Consider the following 25,127-nt stretch of genomic DNA (forward strand, 5'->3'; position numbering starts at 1 on the left):
ATGTTCGGTATCAGCTTCTCTGAACTGCTGCTTGTCGGCCTGGTTGCCTTGCTGGTGCTGGGTCCCGAGCGCCTGCCGGGTGCCGCACGCACCGCAGGCTTATGGATCGGCCGCTTGAAGCGCAGCTTCAATGCGATCAAACAGGAAGTTGAACGTGAAATCGGTGCCGACGAAATTCGTCGGCAGCTGCACAACGAGCACATTCTTTCGCTGGAAGACGAAGCGCGCAAAATGTTCGCTCAGAATCAGCACCCCGAAACCGCTTACGAGCCGGTGAGCCCGCAGCCAGCACCGGTGCAGACCGACGCCACCGACACCGGGCACAACTCCCTCGGCCCGGCGGAACCTGCGGCACCGAAAACCGCACTGTCGCTGGAGAAAACCGCGAAGCCAGCCGATGCCGGCACGCCGGTCCCGACGCCTCCCGCCCACGATTCGTCATTGCCACCGCGAGCCCCATGAGCGCTGATATCCCGGAAAACGATCAGCAAATGCCGCTGATCTCGCACCTCACCGAGCTGCGTACACGTCTGTTGCGCTGTGTCGCGGCAGTGTTTCTGATTTTTGCCGGTCTGTTTTACTTCACGCAGAAGATCTACACCCTGGTGTCGGCCCCGCTGCGCGTCTACCTGCCTGAAGGCGCAACGATGATCGCCACCGACGTGGCCTCGCCGTTCATCACGCCGTTCAAGCTGACCATGATGGTCGCGCTGTTTCTGTCGATGCCGGTCATCCTGCATCAGATCTGGGGCTTCATCGCCCCGGGCCTGTACAAGCATGAAAAGCGTGTGGCCATTCCGTTGCTGGTCTCCAGCATCATCCTGTTTTACGCAGGCATGGCGTTCGCCTACTTTCTGGTCTTTCCGATCATCTTCCACTTCTTCGCCAGCGTGACGCCGGAAGGCGTGTCGATGATGACCGACATCGCCAGTTATCTGGACTTCGTGATGACGTTGTTCTTCGCCTTCGGCGTGGCCTTCGAGATCCCGGTGGCGGTGGTGTTGCTGGTCTGGATCGGCATTGTCGACGTCAAGTACCTGAAAAAGATTCGTCCGTACGTGATCATCGGCTGCTTCGTGGTCGGCATGATCCTGACCCCGCCGGACATCTTCTCGCAAACGCTGCTGGCTGTGCCGATGTGGCTGCTGTTCGAGCTGGGCATCCTGTGCAGCTCGATGATCAGGAAGCGCGGCGAACACCCGGACGATGAAACCGAGGACGCTGACAAGCAGGATCAGCCGCCCGCCACCACACCGTGAACCTGCTGTTACTTGAGGAGGCCGACTTTATCGCGGCCGACCGGGTGGTTCTGCGCGATCGGCGCCTCAAGCACATGCAGGAGGTGCATCGCGCAGAGGTTGGCGACAGCTTGCGCGTGGGCCGTGTCAACGGCTTGCTGGGCAGTGCCGAACTGCTGCGTCTGGAGCCTCACGAGGCCGAGTTGCGTGTTTCGCTGACTGCCGAGCCGCCGGCCAAGCTGCCGCTGACCCTGTTGCTGGCGCTGCCTCGTCCCAAAATGCTGCTCCGGGTGTTTCAGACCATTGCGACCATGGGCGTGCCGAAAGTCATTCTGCTGAACAGCTACCGGGTCGAAAAAAGCTTCTGGCAGACACCGTTTCTGGAGCCCGAAGCCATTCGCGAGCAGTTGATTCTGGGGTTGGAACAGGCGCGCGACTGTGTACTGCCCGAGATCGTGATCGAGAAACGTTTCAAGCCTTTCGTTGAAGACCGCCTGCCGCACATAGCTGCCGACACACTTGGCCTGGTCGGCCATCCTGGCGACTTCCCTGCCTGCCCGCGCGCGGTCACCCAGCCTGTCACGCTGGCGATCGGCCCCGAAGGCGGCTGGATCCCGTATGAAGTCGACCTGTTGCGCCAATCCGGTTTGCAGCCTGTGCAGCTGGGCGAGCGCATCCTGCGCGTCGAAACGGCAGTAACAGCCCTTCTGGCTCGTCTGTTCTAGACTTTTTACGCAAACTAAATCGCTTCAGTTAGTTGCTGCACTGCCGATGTAAGTGCATTCGTAAAAGAACAGACAGCTAAGGAGTGGTCATGTCTCGTGGGTTATCTCAACGTCTCGCCAACGCGAGTGTCAGCCTGAAATTGGCAGTCGGCTTTGGCCTGGTCATGCTAATGACCCTGATGATCTCGGCCACCGGCTGGTTCAGCAACCAGGCGCTTATTGATCGTGGCGACCGTGTCACAGCGATTGCAGAGATCAACGAGTTGACGCTTCAGTTGCGCATCAACCGTTCCCGTTACGAAGACCTGTTCAACGCAGAAAGCGCGGCAGAAGTCAGAACTACCCTGGATCAACTTGATGCAGCACTTGCGTACGCGAGAAGCCTGCTGCGCTCACCTGAAAACCTCCAGTCACTTGATGGTCAGATCCAGACCGCTCGTGAATACCGCCAGTCGTTCGCGGACATGTCCAAAGCCATCGATGTTCGCGAGGCCAGCCGCAGTCAGATGGGCGACAACGCCGACAAGGCGGTGGATCAGGCCAACAAGGTGGAAGCGGAGTTGCTCAAGGCAGATAACATCCTCGCCTTCAACGGCATCGTTGGCGTCAGCAAGCTGATTCAACAGGCGCGCTTCCAGGTTCGTGGTTACACCTACAGCGGCCGTCCGGACTTTGAAAAGAACGCCAACCAGGCTATCGATGAAGCCGTTACCGGGATCAACACCCTGGCCGGTGACATTTCCTCCGAATACCTGCCGTTGCTGCAACAGGCCGTGGTCGGCCTAAAAGGCTACCGCGCTGCGGTAGGCCAGTATCGGGACGCGCAAGCCGCCAGCCAGGCCGCGCTGGAGAAAATGACAGCGCTGGGCACCACCATGCTGGCCACCAGCAATGAAATGATCGCCAGGCAGAACAAAAGCCGCAACGCAGACAGCGACAAGTCAGTCCTGATGATCGCTGTAGCCACCGCGCTGGCGCTGGTGATGAGCATTCTGGCAGCCTGGATAATCACCCGTCAGATCACCACGCCCCTACAGGAAACCCTTGAAGTGGTTGAGCGCGTTGCCTCCGGCGACCTGAGTCGCAACCTGCGGGTCGATCGCAAGGATGAGCTGGGCAAGCTGCAAAGCACCATCCAGCGCATGACTGTCAGCCTGCGTGAGCTGGTTGGCGGTATCCGTGACGGCGTGACGCAGATTGCCAGTGCTGCTGAGGAATTGTCGGCAGTCACCGAGCAGACCAGTGCCGGGGTCAACAGCCAGAAGGTCGAGACCGATCAGGTGGCCACGGCCATGCATGAGATGACCGCCACGGTTCAGGAAGTGGCACGCAACGCCGAAGAAGCCTCTGAAGCTGCGGTAGCCGCCGATCAGCAGGCCCGTGACGGTGAACGCGTGGTCAAGGAGGCCATCGCGCAGATCGAACGCCTCGCCTCTGCGGTGGGCAATTCCAGCGAAGCAATGGGTGCCCTGAAACAGGAAAGCGAGAAGATCGGCAGCGTGCTGGACGTTATCAAGTCGGTCGCGCAACAGACCAACCTGCTGGCCCTGAACGCCGCCATTGAAGCAGCCCGTGCCGGTGAAGCGGGTCGCGGGTTCGCCGTAGTCGCCGACGAGGTGCGCAGCCTTGCGCAGCGCACCCAGAAGTCCACCGAAGAAATCGAAGCGCTGATTGCCAGCCTGCAAAGCGGCACTCACCAAGCCGCGACGGTCATGGACAGCAGCCGCGAGCTGAGCGCCAGCAGCGTGGAGCTGACCCGTCGGGCCGGTGGATCGCTGGAAAACATCACCAAAACCGTTTCGGCCATCCAGTCGATGAATCAGCAGATTGCCGCCGCAGCCGAACAACAGAGCGCCACCGCCGAAGAGATCAATCGCAGCATCATCAATGTGCGCGATGTTTCCGAACAGACCTCAGCGGCCAGTGAAGAAACGGCAGCCTCAAGCGTCGAGCTGGCCAGACTCGGCAATCACCTGCAGTTGCTGGTAAGCCGCTTTACCGTCTGATCAAGCGCATCAGGCCCGTGCTTTTTGCGAGCACGGGCCCGACTGTCTGCGTGGAATGTGACGTCTGTCACCCCTCGTTTCTTCTCGGAAATCTCCCACGACCTTCTCAGGTCACACAATGGATCGCCATGCCGATGCGCTCACAACGCACGTCCTGACTCACACAGGACCTGTTTTTGTTCGCTCATTGCAGGAGATTCCAATGTTCCGACTGATCAATCACGCGCTCGGCAACATGAACGTCAGATTCAAACTGTCCCTGGGTTTTGCCCTGGTGCTATTACTAACCCTGATCATCACACTCACCGGCTGGCATGGTCTTTACACCATGATCGACCGCTCCGAGTCGCTTTCGGACGTCTCACAGCTCACCAGCCTGACCAAAGACCTGCGCGCTGACAGAATCACCGACCGAGTGGAAAAGACCCCGGAGACCACAGCGCAAGTCATCAAAAAGCTCGACGAAATGAAAACCCACCTGACATCGCTGCACCGGCAGAGCACGGAGCAGGCGACCATCACCTTGCTCAACGGGCAACTGCAGGCGGTGAGCGAACTGGAGAAATCCTTCGCCGAGATTCGCAGCAATCGACAGAGCCGCAACCAGATACGCCAGCGCCTGGATCAAAGGTCAGAGCAGGCTTTGCAGGCAGTCGCGCAGGTCGAAGCCGAAGTGCTCAAGAGCGTGAGCCAGGAGCAGGACAGCAGCGAGCGCATGGAAGAATTCACCAACATTTCACAACTGAGGCAGCAGATCCAGGTCGCGCGTTATCAGGTGCAGGCCTACACCTTCACCACCAAGGATGCGGATGAAACGGCCGCCATTACCGCTATCGACGAAGCGCTCAAGGAAGTCGAGCAGATCGCTCAGACCCAGGCCGACGACCCGCTTCAAGGACTGGTACCCGCGACCGAGGCGCTGAAGGGTTATCGGGACAGCCTGAGCGAGTTCAAACAGATACAGACCAAAGCCGAGGCTGATCAGGAGTCGATGGAAAGCCTGGGTGAAAAGCTGCTTGAGTCTGTGGCCGCGCTGACCCTTCTGCAAACCGCGCAACGTGACAGCGAAGCTGCAAACTCCAGAACGATGCTGGCCAGTGTGGCGAGCCTGGCATTACTGATCGGGTTGCTGGCGGCCTGGGTCATGACCCGACAAATCACCGTTCCGCTGCAACAAACCCTGATTGCCGCAGCACGCATCGCTCAAGGCGACCTGAGCCGGGATATGTCAGTAGCGCGTCGTGACGAGATGGGTCAGTTGCAGCGCAGTATGCAGACCATGACGCTTAGCCTGCGCGAGTTGATTGGCGGCATCAGTGATGGCGTCACGCAGATCGCCAGCGCAGCCGAGCAGCTTTCAGCCGTCACTGAACAGACCTGTTCAGGGGTGAACAGCCAGAAGGACGAGACGGATCTGGTGGCCACCGCCATGAATGAAATGGCCGCGACAGTGCAGGAAGTGGCGCGCAGTGCTCAGGAGGCATCCCAGGCGGCTGTTCAGGCCGACCAACAGGCGCGCAGCGGTGATGAAGTGGTCGGACGGGCGATCACTCAGATCGAGCAACTGGCGCGCGAGATGGTCAATTCCACTCAGTCCATGAATCAGCTCAAGCAGGAAAGCGGCAAGATCGTCGGCGTTCTTGATGTAATCAAGTCGGTTTCGCAGCAGACCAACCTGCTGGCCCTGAATGCGGCGATTGAAGCAGCCCGCGCGGGCGAAGCCGGGCGTGGCTTTGCGGTGGTCGCCGATGAGGTACGCAGCCTGGCGCAACGAACCCAGAAGTCCACTGAGGAAATCGAGGAGTTGATTGCGGCGCTGCAAAGCGGCACGCAGCAGGTCGCGACCACGCTGGACAACAGCCGCACCTTGACCGACAACACGGTCGAACTGAGCCGTCGCGCGGGCAGTGCACTTGAGGACATTACCCGCACGGTTGCAACCATCCAGCACATGAACGAACAGATCGCCACCGCCAGCGAGGAACAAAGCGTGGTTGCCGAACAGATCAACCGCAACGTCATCAGCGTGCGCGACATCTCCGAACAGACTGCAGCAGCGAGCGAACAAACCGCAGCATCCAGCGTCGAACTGGCCCGATTGGGCACACACTTGCAGGGGCTGGTGGGGAAATTCAAGGTGAGTTGATGGATCTGCGATGCAAGGATTCCCAAGCTGGAGCGCTTGGCGTTATACACCCGCCCGCTTTTGATTCTGCTTAACGGGCATAGACAAGTTCGCTCCTACCCCTCGGACAGAAGTCTGCTTTGGATTCTGCCCAAGTGGTAGCGGACTTGTCCGCGAAGGGGCCGGTAACGTAACTGTGGGAGCGTCGCCCGGTCCGCTCCCACAAAAAATCTTTTCTCGGCACACGCCCAATAAAAAGCCCCTGAAGCAGTGCTTCAGGGGCTTTTTGGTTGCCGGGTGGTTTTAGACCAGGACCGGCTCCGGTGCTTTCACGACAGGTTGCAAAGGCAGCAACGGCGCATGCGGATCAGCTTCGATGGAAGCTCTCCAGGCAGCCAGCCACTCTTCATGACCTTCGCTCCAGACCCGCTCGTGCAAGCGACCCAGTGCGACCGGGTCGCTCAGCAGCATCAGACGGTGCTGGTTGTCGAGCTTCGCCGGACCGACCTTGAGAGCGTGATCAACACGCTCCATACGCACGACTTCAATCGGCTGTGCCTGACGGTGACGCGAAGTGGCCAACGCGCAAGCCAGAGCATTCTGCCGAGGATCGACAACCGCGCGAATAAAGCCTTGTTTCAGCGCATGCCAACGGTTCTCGTGGGTGTACTGATCGGTCGAGACCAGCTCTTGGGGCGGCTCGAATTCTTCAGGAATCAGGAAGAATTTCTCGTCGCGCGCCTTGAGGCCCAGGTTGGTACGGCTGGAAATCACCGACACCGGAATCGACAGCATCAACGAAACCACGATAGGCGCAAGCCACCACAGGAAGCTGGGGTTCAACCAGAACACCAGCAGTGCCCAGCATGCGCCCAGCAAGGTCTGCGGACCGTGACGCTTCACCGCTTCAAGCCACGGCGTGGAGTCATCGTCGCGTTGCGGCGAGTTCCAGGTTGCGGCCCAGCCCAGGAAGGCAGCCAGTACGAAGCGTGTATGGAACAACATGCGCACCGGTGCGAGCAGCACCGAGAAGAGCATTTCCAGCAGCATCGAAACGGTAACCTTGAACTTGCCACCGAAGCCTTTCGCGCCCTTGGCCCAAATCAGAATAACGCTGAGCAGTTTAGGCAGGAACAGCAGAACGATGGTGGTCGAGAACAACGCTACAGCGCGTTCCGGATGCCATTGTGGCCACAACGGGTACAACTGGCGCGGCTCAAGGAAGTAGGTCGGCTCCATCAGGGTGTTCACCGCCAACAGGGCCGTGGACAACACAAGGAAGAAGAACCACAACGGTGCCGACAGGTATGACATCACGCCGGTCAGAAACACCGCACGGTGAACCGGGTGCATGCCCTTGACCAGAAACAGCCTGAAGTTCATCAGGTTGCCGTGGCACCAGCGACGGTCACGCTTGAGTTCGTCGAGCAGGTTGGGCGGCAACTCTTCGTAACTGCCCGGCAGGTCGTAGGCAATCCATACGCCCCAGCCGGCACGGCGCATCAGCGCAGCTTCAACGAAGTCGTGGGACAGAATTGCACCGGCAAACGCGCCCTTGCCGGGCAACGGCGCAAGCGCACAGTGCTCGATGAACGGCTTCATGCGAATGATCGCGTTGTGACCCCAGTAGTGGGATTCACCCAGCTGCCAGAAGTGCAGACCGGCCGTGAACAGTGGACCATAGACGCGGGTAGCAAACTGCTGCATGCGTGCATACAGCGTGTCCATACCCGAAGCACGTGGCGCGGTCTGGATGATACCGGCGTCCGGCGTGGCTTCCATCAGGCGAACCAGGCTGGTCAGACACTCACCGCTCATGACGCTGTCGGCGTCGAGTACGACCATGTAGCGGTATTCACCGCCCCAGCGACGGCAGAAGTCATCGAGGTTGCCGCTTTTACGTTTTACGCGACGGCGGCGACGACGATAGAAGATGCTGCCAAAACCTTTGGTCTCGCGGCACACATCCAGCCAGGCCTGTTGCTCGGCGACGGCAATATCGGTCTCGTTGGTATCACTGAGCACGAAAAAGTCGAAGCGGTCCAGATTACCCGTGGCCGCTACCGACTCGAACGTTGCACGCAAACCCGCGAAAACACGCGGCACGTCTTCGTTGCAGATCGGCATGACCAGCGCGGTGCGTGCACCGGCTTCAATCGGCTCGTTGCCAGCACTGGCACCGGAGATGCGGTACTTGTCACGCCCGGTGAGCAATTCCAGAAAGCCCATCAGTGCGGTCCAGAAACCGGCCGACACCCAGCAGAACAGAATGCCGAACAGCAACAGAATACTGGTCTGCAAGGCATAAGGCAGGACCTGCAAAGCGGTCTGCACGAAGGTCTGACGGGTGATTTCATCCAGCGAAACCAGCGACCAGCCCTGATACGGCAAGATGCCTTTCATGTACGAGCCAGCCACAATCGTCTGACCCAGCATGAGGATCAGCAGAATGTAGCGGCGGATCGAACCGACGGTACGCCAGCGAGACTTCGGCAGATCCCGAGGCAGATCGCTGTGATCCGGCTTGGGCGGGTTGCTCTTGCCGGTCAGGCGGCGCCAGCCACGCACCAGAATGTTGGTGCGCCACGGCTCGGGCACAACCTTGGTCCGGCGAATCGGCGGTGTAGCCTTCAGGCACAGACGCCCGCTGGCATCGACGCCGAGCATCTCGGCGTCTTCCAGATCGTCTGCGGACAGCGTCAGACGACGGCCTACCGAAGCCTGAGCGGCCTCGGCAGGATCGGTGACCGGCTGCGCCGAAAGGCGTTCATGCAACTCGGCGAAGGTTGTGCAGCTGGCAAGTTCTGCCCGCTGCTCGTCGCTCATCGGCAAATGCGCCAGGTACTCGTTCAGAGACACTGGCACCCATTGAGAATTACTCATCGCTCGGCAACTGATAGCTCCAGGTCTCGGTCATGACTTGCAACGTCTTGGCCGGTTCCGGATGGGTGGGTGCTGCCTCGGTAGCAGGCTGCTGAATATCTTTACCGTCCTTGCCCTTGGCTACGTCATCAGCCTTGGCTGCATCAGCCTTGGCAACGTCACCTTTGGCAGCGTCGGCCTTGGATGCATCAGCTTTGCCAGCTTCCGGCTTGGCGGCTTCAGGCTTCGGCGCGTCGGCTTTGGCAATTTCTACCTGGTCGTTGGCGGACTCTTTGGCAACGGCAGGCTTGGCAGCTTCCTTGGCAGCAGCTTCCTTGGCAGCAGCTTTCTTCTCGTCAGCTTTATCAGCGACGAGCAACGCAGGTTCCTTGCCCGGCTCGGCAGGGATTTCACGCAGCAGATAAGCGCGCATCTCGGTCGCCTTGCCGGCATCCTTGACCTTCACACGAAGGGTCAGGCGGTAGCCTTTGGTGACCGGGTTGTAACGCAGGTTGTTTTCCACCAGCTCGACGTTGTCGTCGGTAGTGACCTGGCTACGAATGGTCTTGTCTTCCGGCAATGCCGCCAGTACCGGACCAACGAAGTCGACCAGAAATGCAAGGCTGCCGTCCGGCTGACGAATCAGGTTGGACTGACGCACGTCACCGATGGAGCGTTGGGTCTGTTTGACCCAGCCCAGATCAGGCGAGTGAATCGAGTTTTCCTGCATGGTCCAGTGCAGACGGTAATCGAACGCCATTTCCTCGCCCGGCGCCTTGAGGGTCTCAGGCTTCCAGAACGCGACGATGTTGTCGTTGGTCTCGTCGGCAGTCGGGATTTCGACCAGCTCGACGGTGCCCTTGCCCCAATCACCTTTTGGCTCGATCCAGGCGCTAGGGCGCTTGTCGTAGCGATCATCGAGGTCTTCGTACTGGCTGAAATCACGACCACGTTGCAGCAAACCGAAACCACGCGGGTTTTCGACCGAGAAGCTGCTGATGGACAGATGTTTAGGGTTGTTCAGCGGACGCCACAACCACTCGCCATTGGCTGCCTGAATCGACAGACCGCTGGAGTCGTGCAGCTCGCGACGGTAGTTAGGCACACGCGAAGGCTGGTTGGCGCCGAACAGGAACATGCTGGTCAGCGGCGCAACACCGAGCTTGTTGACCTTGTCACGCAGGAACATGCGCGATTTGACGTCAACCAGCGTGTTGGTGCCAGGACGCAGGGTTAACTGGTAGGCACCCGTGGCGCGTGGCGAATCGAGCAGTGCGAAAATCACCAGATGGTTGTCATCCGGGCCTGGCTTCTCGATCCAGAATTCCTTGAAGCGCGGGAACTCTTCACCGGACGGCGATGCCGTGTCGATGGCCATGCCGCGTGCGGACAGGCCATAAACCTGACCCTTGCCGATGACGCGGAAGTAGCTCGCGCCCAGCATGGTCATGATTTCGTCCTGCTTGTCATCCTTGTTGATCGGATACAGAACGCGAAAACCGGCATAACCCAGTTTCTCGGAGGTTTTCGGATCGATGTTCAGGCCGCCGAAGTCAAACCGACTGGCGTCATACTTGATCTCGTCAACGCTGGTCGCGGTCACTTCGTTGATCTTGACCGGCGTATCGAAGTGCATGCCCTGGTGGTAGAAAGACACTTTGAACGGGGTCTTGTCGCCCGCCCATTCGGCCTTGTCATCACGGAAGCGGATCTTCTGATAGTCGGCGAACTTCATGTCGCGCAGTTCGTTCGGCAGATTGCTCCGCGGAGCCTCGAACTTCTGCCCGGCCATTTCTTTGGCCTTTGCCGCTACATCATCAAGGCTGAACGCCCACAGCTGGCCTGCACTGAACAGGCACACAAGGGCCGAGCTTGCCAGAAGTGCACTACGCAACCGCTTGACGGGTGTCTTTGGAGCATCACAGGGACTAACAATCACGAGCAACCCTCGCCGAAAAACAGATGAATAAACCAACGGCCAGCTATCAATGCCGGGTTGGCGAGCATTGTTCCGACTCCGAATGGGCTTAATGATTCCCCAATCCGATGTCAGAACCGCTTTTGTCATACCAATTGGACCAACAGTGCCGATCCCCGTAGCGCGCGATTATCCAGCAGCGCGCGCTACAACGCATCAGGTATGACAAAGAATTTATTTCCTGAACGAACGATGAATTCGCCAAGCGTAACGGTGAAATCGTAGCTTACGTCTCAAACAAAAATGTCACAGGGCCATCATTTATCAGGTGCACCTGCATATCCGCACCAAATTGGCCCGCTGCCACGACCGGGTGCGCGATTCTGGCCTGACTCAATAGGTAGTCAAACAACTCGGCACCCAGCGCTGGAGCAGCGGCTTTCGAGAACCCTGCGCGCAACCCGCTTTTGGTATCGGCAGCCAGCGTGAACTGCGAAACCAGCAGCAATCCGCCGCTGACTTCGCGCAATGACAGGTTCATCTTGCCGTCGGCGTCGCTGAACACACGATAATTGAGCAGTTTGTGCAGCAACTTATCGGCACTGGCGCGAGTGTCTTGAGGCTCTATCCCGACCAGCACCAATATACCTTGATCGATAGCACCAACGACCTCGGTACCCACCTCGACGCGTGCGCTGCGCACGCGCTGCAACAAACCTTTCATAGAGACCTTTCCAGACTTCAGACCCGTTTCAAAAACCGCCGTCAGGCTTCTTCGGGCGGCAGATCGAGCAGGTTCTGCGCAATCTGCGCAGCGGCACGTACCAGCGCATCGGCGATACCGGTTTCGGCGGCCGAATGCCCTGCGTCGCGAATGATCTGCAGCTCGCTGTCGGGCCAGTTCTGATGCAGCTCCCAGGCATTGTCCAGCGGGCAGATGACATCGTAACGACCGTGCACAATGATTGCCGGCAGGTGAGCGATCTTCGGCATGTCGCGAATCAGCTGGTTCTCTTCCAGAAACGCCTTGTTCATGAAGTAGTGGCATTCGATACGCGCGATGGACAGGGCACGGTGCGGATCGGTAAAGCGGTCGACCACCTGAGGATTGGGACGCAAGGTTGCGCAGCGGCCTTCCCACGTCGACCAGGCCTTGGCGGCATGCATCTGGGCAATCTGGTCTGCGCCGGTGAGACGCTTGTGAAAGGCAGCGAGAATATTGTTGCGCTCATCCAACGGGATAGGGGCGACGTAGTCCTGCCAGTAATCGGGGAACAGGCGGCTGGCACCCGCTTGATAGAACCAGTCGATTTCTTGCTGACGGGCCAGAAACACGCCACGCAGAATCAGCGCATGCACGCGGTCGGGGTGGGTCTGAGCGTAAGCCAGCGCGAGGGTCGAACCCCACGAGCCGCCGAACAGTACCCATTTGTCGATGCCCAAGTGCTCGCGAATGACCTCAAGGTCTTCCACCAGCTTCCAGGTGGTATTGTTTTCGAGGCTGGCATGAGGTGTGGAGCGGCCACAGCCACGCTGATCGAAGGTAACAATTCGGTACAGGTTGGGATCGAAATAGCAGCGGCTGTGCGCATCGCATCCAGAACCCGGGCCACCGTGAATGAACACCACAGGCAAACCTTCAGGCGAACCGCTTTCATCGACGTAGAGCACATGCGGTTGTTCCACGGCCAGATCGTGCCGGGCGTAGGGTTTGATCTGCGGGTACAAAGTCTGCATAAGTGCTCCATAAGTCCAGTTCAGAGGCTTCTATTGTTCTGCCACGGGGCATCATAAACCCGAAACGAAGAATGAGCATGCTGCACGTCATTGATCGGGGTGGAACGATCGATGCAAGCGTTTTGCCAATTTGAAAAGTTCGCGAACCAGAGCCGTCGCGCTGGGTCGAAGCGTGAGTCGTAAACCGAATTATTTCTCTATTTTCAGGAAATAACTGACGACACGCCTACAGTCTAACAGTCTAAGAATCCCGTTTTTCATTCGTCAGACTACTTGAGGTTGTATCGATGTCTCAGGAACCACTTGTTCGTGACGCTGATGTGGCAGCTTTTCGCGCCGCCGTGCTCGCCAAACTCACCTATTCGGTGGGCAAGGACCCCGACCATGCGTTTGAGCATGACTGGTTTGAAGCCGTTGCTCTGGCCGCTCGTGACCACATGGTCGAACACTGGATGGACCACACGCGACAGATTTATCGCAAGGTCCAGAAGCGCGTTTATTACCTGTCGCTGGAATTTCTGATCGGCAGGCTGCTGTACGACAGCCTGAGCAACCTCGGCCTGCTGGAAGTCGCTCGCGAAGCGTTGACCGAGCTGGGCGTGGACATCGAGCGTATCCGCTTGCTCGAACCCGACGCTGCGTTGGGTAACGGCGGCCTGGGCCGCCTGGCCGCGTGCTTTATGGAAAGCATGTCGACCCTGGGCATTGCTGGCCACGGTTACGGCATTCGTTACGAGCATGGGCTGTTTCGTCAGGGCATCGTCGATGGCTGGCAGCAGGAACAGACCGAGAACTGGCTGGACTTCGGCAACCCGTGGGAATTCGAGCGCCCTGAGGTCGTGTACTCCATCGGCTTCAGCGGCAGCGTCGACACCGTTGTTACCGAAGCGGGCGAGTCGCGTCAGGTATGGCGTCCGGGCGAAACCGTGCGGGCCATCGCCTATGACACCCCCGTGGTGGGCTGGCGCGGCAAAAGCGTCAACACCCTGCGCCTGTGGCGTGCCCGTGCAGTAGAAGATCTGCATCTGGAGCGCTTCAACGCCGGCGACCACTTTGGTGCGGTGGCCGAAGTGGTGCGCGCAGAAAGCATCTCGCGCGTGCTGTATCCGAACGATGCAACCGAAGCGGGCCAGGAACTGCGCCTGCGTCAAGAGTACTTCTTCGTATCGGCATCGCTGCAGGACTTGCTGCGTCGCCACCTGAACCAGCACGCGACGCTGACCGACCTGGCCGATCACGCTGCGATCCAGATGAACGACACGCACCCCTCGATTGCAGTGGCCGAACTGATGCGTCAGTTGATCGACAACCACAACATTGCGTGGGACACCGCCTGGAAAATCACCGTCGGCACCCTCGGTTACACCAACCACACGTTGCTGCCCGAAGCGCTGGAAACCTGGTCGGTCGGCCTGATGGAGCGCATGCTGCCGCGCCACATGCAGATCATCTACCTGATCAACGCGCAACACATCGACACGCTGCGTGCCAAAGGCGTCGACGACGTCAACGTGCTGCGCGCGGTGTCGCTGATCGAAGAAGACAACGGTCGTCGTGTGCGCATGGGCAACCTCGCCTTCCTCGGTTCGCACAGCGTCAACGGCGTTTCGGCGCTGCATACTCAGTTGATGCGCAAGACCGTATTCGCAGAGCTGCACAAGATCTACCCGGACCGGATCAACAACAAGACCAACGGCATCACCTTCCGCCGCTGGCTGTTCCAGGCCAACCCGAAACTGACCGAAATGCTCGTCGAATCGCTGGGCGAGGATGTTCTGGACAACGCCGAGACCCGACTCAAGGAGCTTGAGCCGTTCGCCGAGAAGTCATCGTTTCGCAAGCAGATGGCCGATCAGCGCCTGCACAGCAAGCGTGCCCTGGCCGCGATCATTCATGAGCGTCTGGGCATTGCGGTCAACCCTGCGGCGATGTTCGACGTGCAGGTCAAACGGATTCACGAATACAAGCGTCAGTTGCTGAACCTGTTCCACACCGTCGCCCTGTATCAGGCCATTCGTGCCGAACCAGGTACGGACTGGGTGCCGCGAGTGAAAATCTTCGCCGGCAAGGCAGCCGCCAGCTATCACTCGGCCAAGCTGATCATCAAGCTGACCAACGACATCGCCCGGACCGTGAACAACGACCCTACGGTTCGTGGTTTGCTGAAAGTGGTGTTCATGCCCAACTACAACGTCAGCCTGGCCGAGAGCATCATTCCGGCAGCCGACCTGTCCGAGCAGATCTCCACTGCGGGCCTGGAAGCGTCGGGCACCAGCAACATGAAATTCGGCCTTAACGGCGCACTGACCATCGGCACACTGGACGGTGCCAACGTGGAGATGAGCGAGCAGGTCGGGCTGGAGCACATGTTCATCTTCGGCATGACCTCGCAACAGGTCGAAGCCCGCAAACAGGCAGGCGAATTCAGCGCGCATGCTGATGTAGAGGCATCGGGACGTTTGAACGATGTACTGCAAGCGATTCGTGGCGGGGTGTTCTCACCGGATGATCCGAACCGTTACGTGGGCCTGATCGATCAGTTGCTGGCGTATGACCGTTTCCTTGTCTGTGCCGACTTCGACTCGTACTGGGCGGCCCAGGCCAAGGTCGAGGAACGCTGGCACGACTCCAAGGAATGGTGGCGCTCGGCGGTGCTCAACACCGCACGCATGGGCTGGTTCTCCTCGGACCGGACCATTCGCGAATACGCCGGCGACATCTGGAAGGCGCTGGACTGACCAAGCGCTGCTCGCCCACTCACATGGTTATCGTTACCACGCCCTGCGTGGTAACGACGTTCTGGACGCTCCGCGTCCGATCTTGAATGCGCTGGAGCGTGAGAACGATAGATGCCTGGTTTGAAGCATGCGTAACGAGGGTCTGTTCCGCATAAAACATTACAAACGATGTCCGTCCGCCCCTATATACTGCGCCCGATAAACCTTCACACACCGAAAAGGATGTCGTCGCGTGCTTTGGATTTGTCTGGTAGTGGGCGGTGCATTACTGGGCTATTTGCTCAGCTATGACGAGTGGACGGGGTTTCTGATCGGCGCGCTGATGGGCTGGGCTGTCTGGGCAGGCATTCGTGTACGTGTGCTTGGCAGGCGATCCGAGGCTCAACTGCAACAGATACTCGCAACCGGCAAAAACATCGAGACCCTCCAGCAACGCCTTGGCGCACTTGAACGCCAGCCTGCACCCGCCTTCGTACCGCCTGCACAGGACGCCGCTCCGCTGCCGGTGGATGCTGTCATTCTGCAAGCGCCGACTGCCGGCCCCGAACTGATCTGGGACCTGCCGGACGAACCACAAACGCAACCAACGCAACCTCCCGAACCTGCCGCCGCACTCCCCCAGCCATCACCACCGGCAACACCCAACCTGCTGGACCGCGCCATCGAGCGCGCAAAGAACTGGCTGCTGGGCGGCAATACAGTGTTGCGCGTCGGCGTGGTCGTGCTGTTTCTCGGCCTGGCGTTTCTGCTGCGTTATGCCACCGAAGGCGTGGTTGTGCCTGTTGAAGCACGCTACGCCGGTGTTGCAGCCAGTGCGCTGGCCTTGTTGGCGCTGGGCTGGTGGCTAAGGTTGCGCAACGGGCCTTACGCGCTGATGCTGCAAGGCGCTGGCGTCGGCGTGTTGTACCTGACTGTATTCGCAGCGATGAAGCTGCACGCATTGCTGGACCCGACGCTGGGCTTTGCGCTGCTGGTCGCCGTCACGGTGTTCTCGGCCATTCTGGCGCTGAACCAGAATTCGCTGGCGCTGGCCTGCGCGGGCGCACTCGGCGGGTTTGCGGCACCGATTCTGGCCTCGACCGGTCAAGGCAGCCACGTTTCGCTGTTCAGTTATTTCGCCCTGCTCAATGCGGGCATCATCGCCATCGCCTGGTTCAAGGCCTGGCGCGTCCTCAACCTGATCGGCTTTTTCGGCACCTTCGGCATCGGCTTCGCCTGGGGCATCAGGGCTTACACCCCCGAACTGTTCTGGAGCACCGAACCCTTCCTGATTCTGTTCTTCCTGATGTATCTGGCTATCGGTCTGCTGTTCGCCCGCCAAAAGCTGCTGGAACTCACTGACGCGCCACCGGATGCCAGTCGCGAAACCCTGCTGCGCTGGCCTGCACGCCAAGGTGATTACGTCGACGGCACACTGCTGTTTGGCACGCCAATCGTCGGGTTCGGCCTGCAATACGCACTGGTCGAACACCTTGAGTTCGGTGCCGCGTTCAGCGCGCTCACGCTGGGCCTGATCTACATGGGGGTGGCACGCTGGCTGGCGGCACGTGCAACCGGCCGAACCGTTTTGTTGATGGAAACCTGCCTGGCGCTGGGCGTGGTGTTTGCCACATTGGCAATACCGCTGGGCCTTGGTTCGCAGTGGACGACCAGTGCCTGGGCCGTGGAAGGCGCAGCGGTTTTCTGGCTGGGCCTGCGCCAGCACCGTAGGCTGGCACAGGTTTTCGGCCTGGTGTTGCAACTGGCCGCCAGCGCGATTCTGATCAGCGGCGGCACCGACAGCGCGCGGCAAGCCTTTGCCAATGATTACTGGACGCCGATGATCCTGGCCATCGCCGCCATGGTCAGCGCCTGGTGCGTGTTCCGCCTCAATTCGCTGACCCTCATCGACCAGCGCACCGCTCGAACACTGCTGGTCATCTGGGGGGCGTTCTGGTGGCTGGTTTCGCTGGCCAGCGCGGCCGTCCTGCACGCGCCAGCGCCGTATCTGGCCTCCACGGCCCTAATCGCCATGGCAATCAGCGTGGCGCTCTGGGCCGCATTCGCCCTCCGTTTGCGCTGGACGGATCTCGCCGCGCTGTGCAGCGCACTAACGCCTGTGTGCGCTGCATTGCTGATGATCTCGGTGTACCTGCGCAATAATCCGGCAGGCAACCTGGGCTGGCTGGCCTGGCTGGCGGTGTTCGCGGTGCATCTGCTAAGTCTGCGCTACCTGGCGGGCCTGCAATCCGTCCTTGCCCAACGTATCGCTCACACAGTGGGCTGCCTGCTGATCATAAGCGTGCTGGCACTGGAGTTGCGTTTCGGTCTGTTGCAATTGTCCGAGTATTACAACGCCTGGCGCTGGCTGGGTTGGGCTATCCTGCCGAGCCTGTTCCTGCTGGCGATGAGTTCGACACGTCAATGGCCGTGGCCCGTGAAAGCCTGCCCCGAGGCTTATCACGCAGGAGCTGCCGCGCCACTGGCGGCCCTGATGCTGGTGTGGTTCTGGCTGGCGAATATCTTCAGCGACGGCGCCGCCGATCCGCTGCCTTACCTACCGCTGTTCAACCCGCTGGAAATCGGCCTGCTGCTCGCGCTGACCGGCGTGTGCCTGTGGATGCGCACCTACCTGACGCACAAACGCAATCACACCCTGCTGCTGGCCGGCGCTTCGCTGTTCGCACTGATCACGGCGATGGTCATGCGCACCGCCCATCACTGGGCCGATGTGCCGTGGGAAACCGAGGCACTGCTGGCGTCGATGCGCGTTCAGGCGGGCTTGTCGATTGTCTGGACGCTGATGGCGCTGGCGTTGATGATCGGCGGCCACATGCGCGCCAATCGCGAAATCTGGCTCGGCGGCGCAGCATTGATCGGGGTGGTGGTGATCAAACTGTTTTTTGTCGAGCTGAGCAATCGCGGCGGCATGGAGCGTATCGTCTCGTTCATCGGTGTTGGCATTTTGCTACTGGTGGTGGGATATTTCGCACCATTACCGCCGAAACATGCTGTCAAAGATCTCGGCGAAACACCCGGCCCTGGCCCGACTGCAGCGCCTGAAACGCCATGAGGAACTGTTCTTGAGTCATCCCGCCATGAAAATCGCCGTGCTTGGCCTGGCCTTGTGCACGGTGATGACCGCCGCCGCTCAGGACAAGCCGGCGGATTTCGCGAGTCAGACCCCGCTGAGCCTCAGCGGCGAAGGGCCGTGGTATCGCATCGAGTTACCGCTTGCCGTCCAGTTGAATGCCCGTCAGACCGACCTGGGTGACGTGCGTGTGTTCAACGCCGAGGGGCAGCCGCAGGCTTATGCAATAACCCCTCGACAGCCCGCCCGCGAGCAGGAGCCCGCGCCGATCGAGGTCAAATGGTTCGCGCTGTATAGCACGCAGGAAGCAGGCGACACCGCGCCGGTCATCCGCATCGAGCGCTCCAGCAACGGCAGCGTGATCGAGGTCCAGCCGCAAAGCGACATCGAAGCAGGCGAAGAGGTGCTGCGTGGCTGGCTGCTGGATACCAGCGCCGTCAAGGCACCGCTGGAACAACTGGTGATCGACTGGAGCACCGAGCGCGAAGGCTTTCAGAATTTCAGCATCGAGGCCAGCGACGACTTGCAACACTGGCGCGACTGGGGTGAGGGGCAGGTGGCACGCCTGTCGTTTGCAGACGAAGTGGTCGAGCAGCGTGAAGTCGGCCTGCCGGGTCAGAGTGCCCGTTATCTGCGCCTGCTGTGGCGCGCCCCGCACAGCGCCCCGCTGTTGGTTTCCGCGCACGTGCTGAGCGCCGCAAGCGACAACCCGACGCCGCCGCTGACCTGGTCGCCGCCGGTCAAAGGCAGCGTCGAAAGCCCCAACGAATATGTCTGGCAATTGCCGGCAGGCCTGCCGGTAGGGCGCGTCAGGGTCGATATCGCGCAACCCAACAGCCTCGCCCCGGCAACACTTTACGGCCGTATCGACGCCAGACAGCCCTGGCAGCCGATCAGCAGTGGCCTGCTGTATCGGCTGTCGCAGAACAACAGCGATGTCTTGCAGGACCAACTGCAATTGTCCGGACGCATCGTTCAGCAGCTCAAGCTGGTGGTCGATGACCGCGGCGGCGGGCTGGGCAATGAGGCACCGCAATTGAGCGTGGCCGTACCGGCGACGGAAGTGGTGTTTCTGGCACGCGGCAACGGGCCATTCACGCTGGCGGTCGGTAACGCTGCAGCCAAAGCGGCGAACCTGTCGCTGGCGACCTTGATTCCCGACCTGAGCCCGGCGAAGCTGGCCTCTATCGGCACCGCGAAACCTGCCACGGCAAGCGTCGCCAACATGACCGCCGCGCCGTTGGTGGCCACGCAGAGCACTGACTTCAAACGCCTGGGGCTGTGGGCGGTGCTGTTGCTCGGCGTGCTGTTTCTGGGCTGGATGGCGTTCAGCACCTTGCGCGCGTCGAAACGCTGAAACATACGGCCTGTCGGGCTCGGTTAGCCCGGCATCTGAACTGAAACAGGCATAAGCCAGTCTGATAGCAGTATTACGTCGCCACTCGCGTTAAACTGCGCGGGTTTTCATATCCCTATTTTCGGAGCTATCCATGTCCCGCGTCACACTAAGTCGTTACTTGATCGAGCAGACCCGCAGCAACAACACCCCTGCCGATCTGCGCTTCCTGATCGAAGTGGTGGCGCGCGCTTGCAAGGAAATCAGCCACGCCGTCTCCAAAGGCGCGCTGGGCGGCGTACTGGGCAGCATGGGCACTGAAAACGTTCAGGGCGAAGTGCAGAAAAAACTCGACGTGATCTCCAACGAAATTCTGCTCGAAGCCAACGAATGGGGCGGTCACCTGGCCGGTATGGCGTCCGAAGAAATGGACAACGCCTACCAGATCCCGGGCAAATACCCGAAGGGCGCGTACCTGCTGGTGTTCGACCCACTCGACGGCTCGTCGAACATCGACATCAACGCACCGGTCGGCACCATCTTCTCGGTACTGCGTTGCCCGAACGAGTACCTGAGCCAGAACGAAGCCCTGAACGAAAAAGCTTTCCTGCAGCCAGGCACTGAACAGGTCGCGGCCGGTTATGCCATCTACGGCCCGCAGACCATGCTGGTACTGACGCTGGGTGACGGTGTGAAAGGCTTTACGCTGGACCGTGAAATGGGCAGCTTCGTACTGACTCATGAAGACATCACCATTCCTGAGACCACTCAGGAATTCGCCGTCAACATGTCCAACCAGCGCCACTGGGAAGCCCCGGTACAGCGCTACGTCAGCGAGTTGCTGGCCGGTGAAGACGGTCCGCTGAAAAAGAACTACAACATGCGCTGGGTTGCCGCGATGGTTGCCGACGTGCATCGCATCCTGACCCGTGGCGGCCTGTTCATGTACCCACGCGACAGCCGCGAGCCGTCCAAGCCGGGCAAACTGCGCCTGATGTACGAAGCCAACCCGATGTCCTTCCTGGTTGAACAGGCTGGTGGCGCGTCCACCGATGGCCATCAGCGCATCCTCGACATCCAGCCCGAAGGCCTGCACCAGCGCGTAGCGGTGTACCTGGGCTCGAAAGAAGAAGTCGAGCGCGCAACCGCGTATCACAAAGAGTAAGACCGCTTCTGATGCTCCTGTGGCGGTTCAGCCTGGCTGAACCGCCATCAAGCGGGCAAATGCTCAGGCAAATGAGCATCGGGGGATGCAGCCAGCACGGGGCTGCCAGTCACCCCTCTGATCCATGCCACAAATCCTTGCGCCCTGCGGGAACCAGATCCCGTTTTTCTCTTCTAAGCTTGCGGTACTGCGCCAGCGCCAGACTGCATCCGCCTGCACTGCGACGCGACCCCCTTCCGTTCAGGAGCTACATCCATGTCCTTGCGCACTGTCGCGTTACTCTCGTTCTGCGTCTTTCTGGCTGCCTGCAGCAAGATCACTCAGGAAAACTACTCGAAAATTTCCGCTGGCATGCCTAAGGCACAGGTCGAATCCCTGCTCGGCAGCCCGACGGAATGTTCCGGCGCGCTGGGCATGTCCAGTTGCACATGGGGCGATCAGAACACCTTTATCAGCGTGCAGTACGCAGCGGATAAAGTGGTGCTGTTCTCGGGTCAGGGTCTGAAATAAAACATGATCAAGGTACTGGTACGTTTCGGAATTTTTGTCATGGCCAGCTTCCTGGCCATCGGTTTTGCCCACTCGGCTGACAACCTTGAGCCAAGGACTGTCGACGGCGTTGACCTCAAGCAGTATCAGGGCACCTGGTACGAGATCGCGCGCCTGCCAATGTTCTTCCAGCGCAAATGCGCCCAGTCCGAAGCGCTGTACACGCTCAAGGACGACGGCAACATCGCGGTGACCAACCGCTGCCGCACGATTGAAGGCAAGTGGGAAGAAGCAACGGGCACGGCCTCGCCGCAGGTCCCGGGCAAGACCGACAAGCTGTGGGTTGTATTCGATAACTGGTTCTCGCGCCTGCTGCCAGGCGTTGCCAAGGGTGACTACTGGATTCTGGACGTCAGCGAAGGCTACAGAACCGCCGTGGTCGGCAACCCGGACCGCAAGTACCTGTGGCTGCTGTCACGCACGCCAACGGTGTCTGCATCGGTCAGGGAAAACATGCTCGGCAAGGCCCGCCAGCAAGGCTACGACACCTCGCGCCTGATCTGGCGTGAGGATGACTCGAAGATCGGCAAGGCTGAAAAGTAAACAAACACTACACAGTTGATTATCGTGCGACGCTCTGCGTCGAATGCCGTTCTGGACGCTCTGCGTCCGATCCTGGATCAGCGGCGCGGCGCAGATTTGTGACGCGGAGCGTCACGCAAGGCATCCCGACGCTGGAGCGTGCGCAACGATAATCTCAACTATCGTGCGACGCTCTGCGTCGCATGCCGTTCTGGACGCTCCGCGTCCTCTCTCGCATCAGCCCAGCAACTCCCTCAACACCTGCGCGAACTCACGGCTGCTTTGCTCTTCGCCGGCATGTCGCCCTTCGCGTATCACCCAGCGTCCATTCACCGCCACGTCGCGAATCTGCCGGTCGCTGCCCGCGAACAACCAGCGGTTGAGAATTGCGTCTCCCGAGGCGGTGGCGATGTATGGGTCGTTGCCATCCAGCACCAGCCAGTCGGCGCGTTGCCCTGCTTGCAGTGCACCAACCTGCTGACCCAGCGCCTGCGTGCCGCCTGCCAGTGCGGCGTCGTAGAGCGTGCGGCCAACCATCGGCTGGTCACTGCGATACAGCCGGTTACGGCGTTGATCGCGTAGACGCTGGCCGTATTCCAGCCAGCGCAGCTCCTCGACCACACTGAGCGAGACGTGACTGTCCGAACCAATCCCCCAACGACCGCCCTGCGCGACGTAGTCCACCGCCGGAAAGATCCCGTCGCCAAGGTTCGCCTCGGTGGTCAGACACAATCCAGCCACCGCACCACTTTGCGCCATCAGTTGCACTTCATGCGCGTCGGCGTGGGTCGCATGGACCAGGCACCAGCGGTTATCCACAGGGGTGTTTTCATACAGCCATTGCAGCGGACGTCGCCCGCTCCAGCTCAGGCAGTCATCGACCTCCTTCTGCTGCTCGGCGATATGAATATGCACCGGGCATTGCGGGTCGCTGGCCGCCAGCACTTCACTGATCTGCTGTGGGGTTACCGCACGCAGCGAATGGAAGCACAGCCCCAACTGCTGCGCTGGCTGAGCCGCCAGCACCGGTCGCAGGCGTGCCTGTAAGTCCAGATAGCTGTCGCTACTGTGGATAAACCGGCGCTGGCCTTCGTTCGGCACCTGCCCGCCAAACCCCGAATGGCTGTAAAGCACCGGCAGCAACGTCAGGCCGATGCCGACCGAACTCGCCGCCTGGCTGATCTGCACCGCCAGTTCGGCAGGATCTGCGTAGGGTTTGCCGTCCAGGTCCTGATGCACGTAATGAAATTCGGCGACCGAGGTATAGCCGCCCTTAAGCATCTCGATGTACAGCTGTCGGGCAATGACGCCCAGTTGCTGCGGGCTGATGCGCCCGACCAGCCGGTACATGAGGTCGCGCCACGTCCAGAAACTGTCGTTGGGGTTGCCCGCCACCTCGGCCAGCCCGGCCATCGCCCGCTGAAACGCGTGGGAATGCAGGTTCGGCATGCCAGGCAGCAAAGGCCCGCTGACAATGTCGGCACCCTGCCGGTCCGCATTGGCCTCGACGCGGGTCAATACACCTTCCTGGCTGACCTCCAGACGCACATTGCTGGCCCAGCCGTCGGGAAGTAGCGCACGCTCGGCAAAGAAGGCTGACATTGACTTCACACCCCATCACTGTAATTTGTATATACATATACAGACGTTTACGGAGCCGGTAAACCTTCGGCACGCTTGCCGAGCAGCAGGTTAATGGTTAGCGTGGCGCTCTCCGGCGTCTGAATCATCGTCAAAACGTCATTTTGAAAACAAGGACTCACTCGTGCCGACTCCGCCCGCCGCTTCTTCCCTGGCAGCCCAGATGGGCGAAAGTCCCGCACCCTTGTACGCCCGCGTCAAACACATGATCGCCTTGCAGATTCAGAACGGCACCTGGCCGCCGCACCATCGCGTGCCGTCGGAAAGCGAGCTGGTGACGCAGTTGGGCTTCAGCCGCATGACCATCAACCGTGCCCTGCGCGAGCTGACGGTCGAGGGTTTGCTGGTGCGCATGCAGGGCGTCGGTACCTTTGTGGCCGAACCCAAAAGCCAGTCGGCGCTGTTTGAAGTGCACAACATTGCCGACGAGATCGCTGCGCGCGGCCATCGCCACACCTGCAAAGTGATGGTGCTCAAAGAAGAAGCCGCAGGCTCGGAACGCGCACTGGCACTGGACATGCGCGAAGGCCAGCGGGTCTTTCATTCGCTGATCGTGCATTTCGAGAACGACATCCCGGTGCAGATCGAAGACCGCTTCGTGAACGCTCAGGTCGCGCCGGACTATCTCAAGCAAGACTTCACCCTGCAAACGCCTTACGCTTATCTCTCCCAGGTCGCGCCGCTCACCGAAGGCGAGCATGTGGTCGAGGCGATCCTCGCCGAAGCCGATGAGTGCAAACTGTTGCAGATCGATGCCGGAGAGCCCTGTCTGCTGATTCGCCGCCGTACCTGGTCGGGTCGCCAGCCCGTCACCGCTGCGCGCCTGATTCACCCCGGCTCCCGCCATCGCCTGGAAGGACGCTTTACCAAATGACCAAGACCCGCCTGCTGCGCGCCGCCGACTACCCACGCATGCCATGGAAAAACGGCGGCGGCAGCACCGAAGAAATCGCACGCGACGCAGGCCAGGACCTCGACGGCTTTGGCTGGCGACTGTCGATTGCCGACATCGACACCTCAGGCGGCTTCTCGGTATTCGCCGGTTATCAACGCATCATTACCGTATTGCAGGGCGCCGGCATGACCCTGGAGGTGGACGGCGTGGCCAGTCGCCCGCTGCTGCCTTCAGATCCGTTTGCCTTCAGTGGTGACAGCGCAGTCAGCTGCACCCTGCTGGACGGTCCGATTCGCGACTTCAATCTGATCTATGCTGCACACCGTTACACAGCGCGCCTGCACTGGATCGACGTTCGTCATCCCCAGCGTCTGTTCAGTTCGGCCAGCACCTTCGTCCTGTTCAGCATGGCCGAACAGGTGGCGATCAGCGTCGACGGCCAGCCTTGGGAAATTCTCGGCAAACACGACTGCGCGCTGGTGGATAATCCCGGCGGTTTGCTGGAAATCGAACTGCAATCACCACGCGTCAGCCGTTGCTGCCTCATCGAGCTCAGTGCCACGGGCCAGTCACCGCTTTCTGGCACCTCACAATAAAAAC

At 60.1% G+C, this 25,127-nt stretch carries 18 protein-coding genes; 13 read left to right on the forward strand and 5 right to left on the reverse strand.

The features are described from left to right. The 5 genes from tatB to PSPTO_RS26660 all read left to right on the forward strand — a co-directional run bounded on the left by tatB (position 1) and on the right by PSPTO_RS26660 (position 6,115). Positions 1–462 (forward strand): Sec-independent protein translocase protein TatB, encoded by a 462-nt coding sequence (gene tatB / locus PSPTO_RS26640; protein ID WP_005765539.1) that lies wholly within the window; start codon positions 1–3, stop codon positions 460–462. Then, a complete protein-coding gene (gene tatC / locus PSPTO_RS26645) occupies positions 459–1,259 on the forward strand; it encodes a twin-arginine translocase subunit TatC (protein ID WP_005765541.1) in 801 nt (266 codons plus the stop codon). Before tatB ends, tatC begins: the two co-directional genes overlap by 4 nt. Next, complete coding sequence (locus PSPTO_RS26650; RefSeq protein WP_011105341.1) at positions 1,256–1,963, forward strand: 16S rRNA (uracil(1498)-N(3))-methyltransferase; 708 nt, start codon at positions 1,256–1,258, stop codon at positions 1,961–1,963. Before tatC ends, PSPTO_RS26650 begins: the two co-directional genes overlap by 4 nt. A gap of 89 nt (positions 1,964–2,052) precedes the next feature. After that, on the forward strand, positions 2,053–3,969 hold the full coding sequence (locus PSPTO_RS26655) for a HAMP domain-containing methyl-accepting chemotaxis protein (protein ID WP_011105342.1): 1,917 nt from the start codon (positions 2,053–2,055) through the stop codon (positions 3,967–3,969). A 202-nt stretch (positions 3,970–4,171) separates the two neighbouring features. Beyond that, positions 4,172–6,115: a methyl-accepting chemotaxis protein gene (locus PSPTO_RS26660; RefSeq protein WP_011105343.1), complete on the forward strand. Its 1,944-nt coding sequence runs from the start codon at positions 4,172–4,174 to the stop codon at positions 6,113–6,115. A gap of 282 nt (positions 6,116–6,397) precedes the next feature. Here PSPTO_RS26660 and mdoH read toward each other — a convergent pair whose 3' ends face one another. The 4 genes from mdoH to pip all read right to left on the reverse strand — a co-directional run bounded on the left by mdoH (position 6,398) and on the right by pip (position 12,611). After that, positions 6,398–8,977, reverse strand: a complete 2,580-nt coding sequence (mdoH, locus tag PSPTO_RS26665; protein ID WP_007245578.1) for a glucans biosynthesis glucosyltransferase MdoH — start codon at positions 8,975–8,977, stop codon at positions 6,398–6,400. Beyond that, a complete protein-coding gene (locus tag PSPTO_RS26670) occupies positions 8,970–10,901 on the reverse strand; it encodes a glucan biosynthesis protein G (RefSeq protein ID WP_269467375.1) in 1,932 nt (643 codons plus the stop codon). The genes mdoH and PSPTO_RS26670 overlap by 8 nt, the downstream gene beginning before the upstream one ends. 259 nt (positions 10,902–11,160) lie before the next feature. After that, positions 11,161–11,598 (reverse strand): D-aminoacyl-tRNA deacylase, encoded by a 438-nt coding sequence (gene dtd / locus PSPTO_RS26675; RefSeq protein WP_005765550.1) that lies wholly within the window; start codon positions 11,596–11,598, stop codon positions 11,161–11,163. 41 nt (positions 11,599–11,639) lie between these two features. Continuing rightward, positions 11,640–12,611, reverse strand: coding sequence for a prolyl aminopeptidase (pip, locus tag PSPTO_RS26680; RefSeq protein ID WP_005765551.1), 972 nt, complete (start codon positions 12,609–12,611; stop codon positions 11,640–11,642). 287 nt (positions 12,612–12,898) lie between these two features. On the opposite strand from pip, the gene PSPTO_RS26685 reads away from it, so the two are divergent. The 6 genes from PSPTO_RS26685 (at position 12,899) to PSPTO_RS26715 (ending at position 22,012) form a co-directional block, all read left to right on the forward strand. Further along, positions 12,899–15,349, forward strand: a complete 2,451-nt coding sequence (locus tag PSPTO_RS26685; RefSeq protein WP_005765552.1) for a glycogen/starch/alpha-glucan phosphorylase — start codon at positions 12,899–12,901, stop codon at positions 15,347–15,349. Between the two features lie 232 nt (positions 15,350–15,581). Next, entirely contained in the window at positions 15,582–18,401 is a 2,820-nt protein-coding gene (locus PSPTO_RS26695) for a DUF2339 domain-containing protein (RefSeq protein ID WP_011105345.1), read from the forward strand. A gap of 25 nt (positions 18,402–18,426) precedes the next feature. Continuing rightward, positions 18,427–19,776 (forward strand): DUF3999 domain-containing protein, encoded by a 1,350-nt coding sequence (locus tag PSPTO_RS26700; RefSeq protein WP_005765555.1) that lies wholly within the window; start codon positions 18,427–18,429, stop codon positions 19,774–19,776. Positions 19,777–19,909: 133 nt separating this feature from the next. Beyond that, positions 19,910–20,920, forward strand: a complete 1,011-nt coding sequence (locus tag PSPTO_RS26705) for a class 1 fructose-bisphosphatase (protein ID WP_003381390.1) — start codon at positions 19,910–19,912, stop codon at positions 20,918–20,920. 255 nt (positions 20,921–21,175) lie between these two features. Continuing rightward, complete coding sequence (gene bamE, locus PSPTO_RS26710) at positions 21,176–21,430, forward strand: outer membrane protein assembly factor BamE domain-containing protein (RefSeq protein WP_002551616.1); 255 nt, start codon at positions 21,176–21,178, stop codon at positions 21,428–21,430. Positions 21,431–21,433: 3 nt separating this feature from the next. Beyond that, complete coding sequence (locus PSPTO_RS26715) at positions 21,434–22,012, forward strand: lipocalin family protein (RefSeq protein ID WP_011105347.1); 579 nt, start codon at positions 21,434–21,436, stop codon at positions 22,010–22,012. Between the two features lie 216 nt (positions 22,013–22,228). Here PSPTO_RS26715 and PSPTO_RS26725 read toward each other — a convergent pair whose 3' ends face one another. Further along, positions 22,229–23,593 (reverse strand): formimidoylglutamate deiminase, encoded by a 1,365-nt coding sequence (locus PSPTO_RS26725; RefSeq protein WP_005765557.1) that lies wholly within the window; start codon positions 23,591–23,593, stop codon positions 22,229–22,231. A gap of 202 nt (positions 23,594–23,795) precedes the next feature. Here PSPTO_RS26725 and hutC point away from each other — a divergent pair, with 202 nt between their 5' ends. Then, positions 23,796–24,506 (forward strand): histidine utilization repressor, encoded by a 711-nt coding sequence (gene hutC / locus PSPTO_RS26730; protein WP_081011124.1) that lies wholly within the window; start codon positions 23,796–23,798, stop codon positions 24,504–24,506. Then, positions 24,503–25,123: a HutD/Ves family protein gene (locus PSPTO_RS26735; protein WP_005765559.1), complete on the forward strand. Its 621-nt coding sequence runs from the start codon at positions 24,503–24,505 to the stop codon at positions 25,121–25,123. The genes hutC and PSPTO_RS26735 overlap by 4 nt, the downstream gene beginning before the upstream one ends. The last annotated feature ends 4 nt before the right edge of the window (positions 25,124–25,127 follow it).

The organism is Pseudomonas syringae pv. tomato str. DC3000 (assembly GCF_000007805.1).
Classification (GTDB): domain Bacteria; phylum Pseudomonadota; class Gammaproteobacteria; order Pseudomonadales; family Pseudomonadaceae; genus Aquipseudomonas; species Aquipseudomonas avellanae.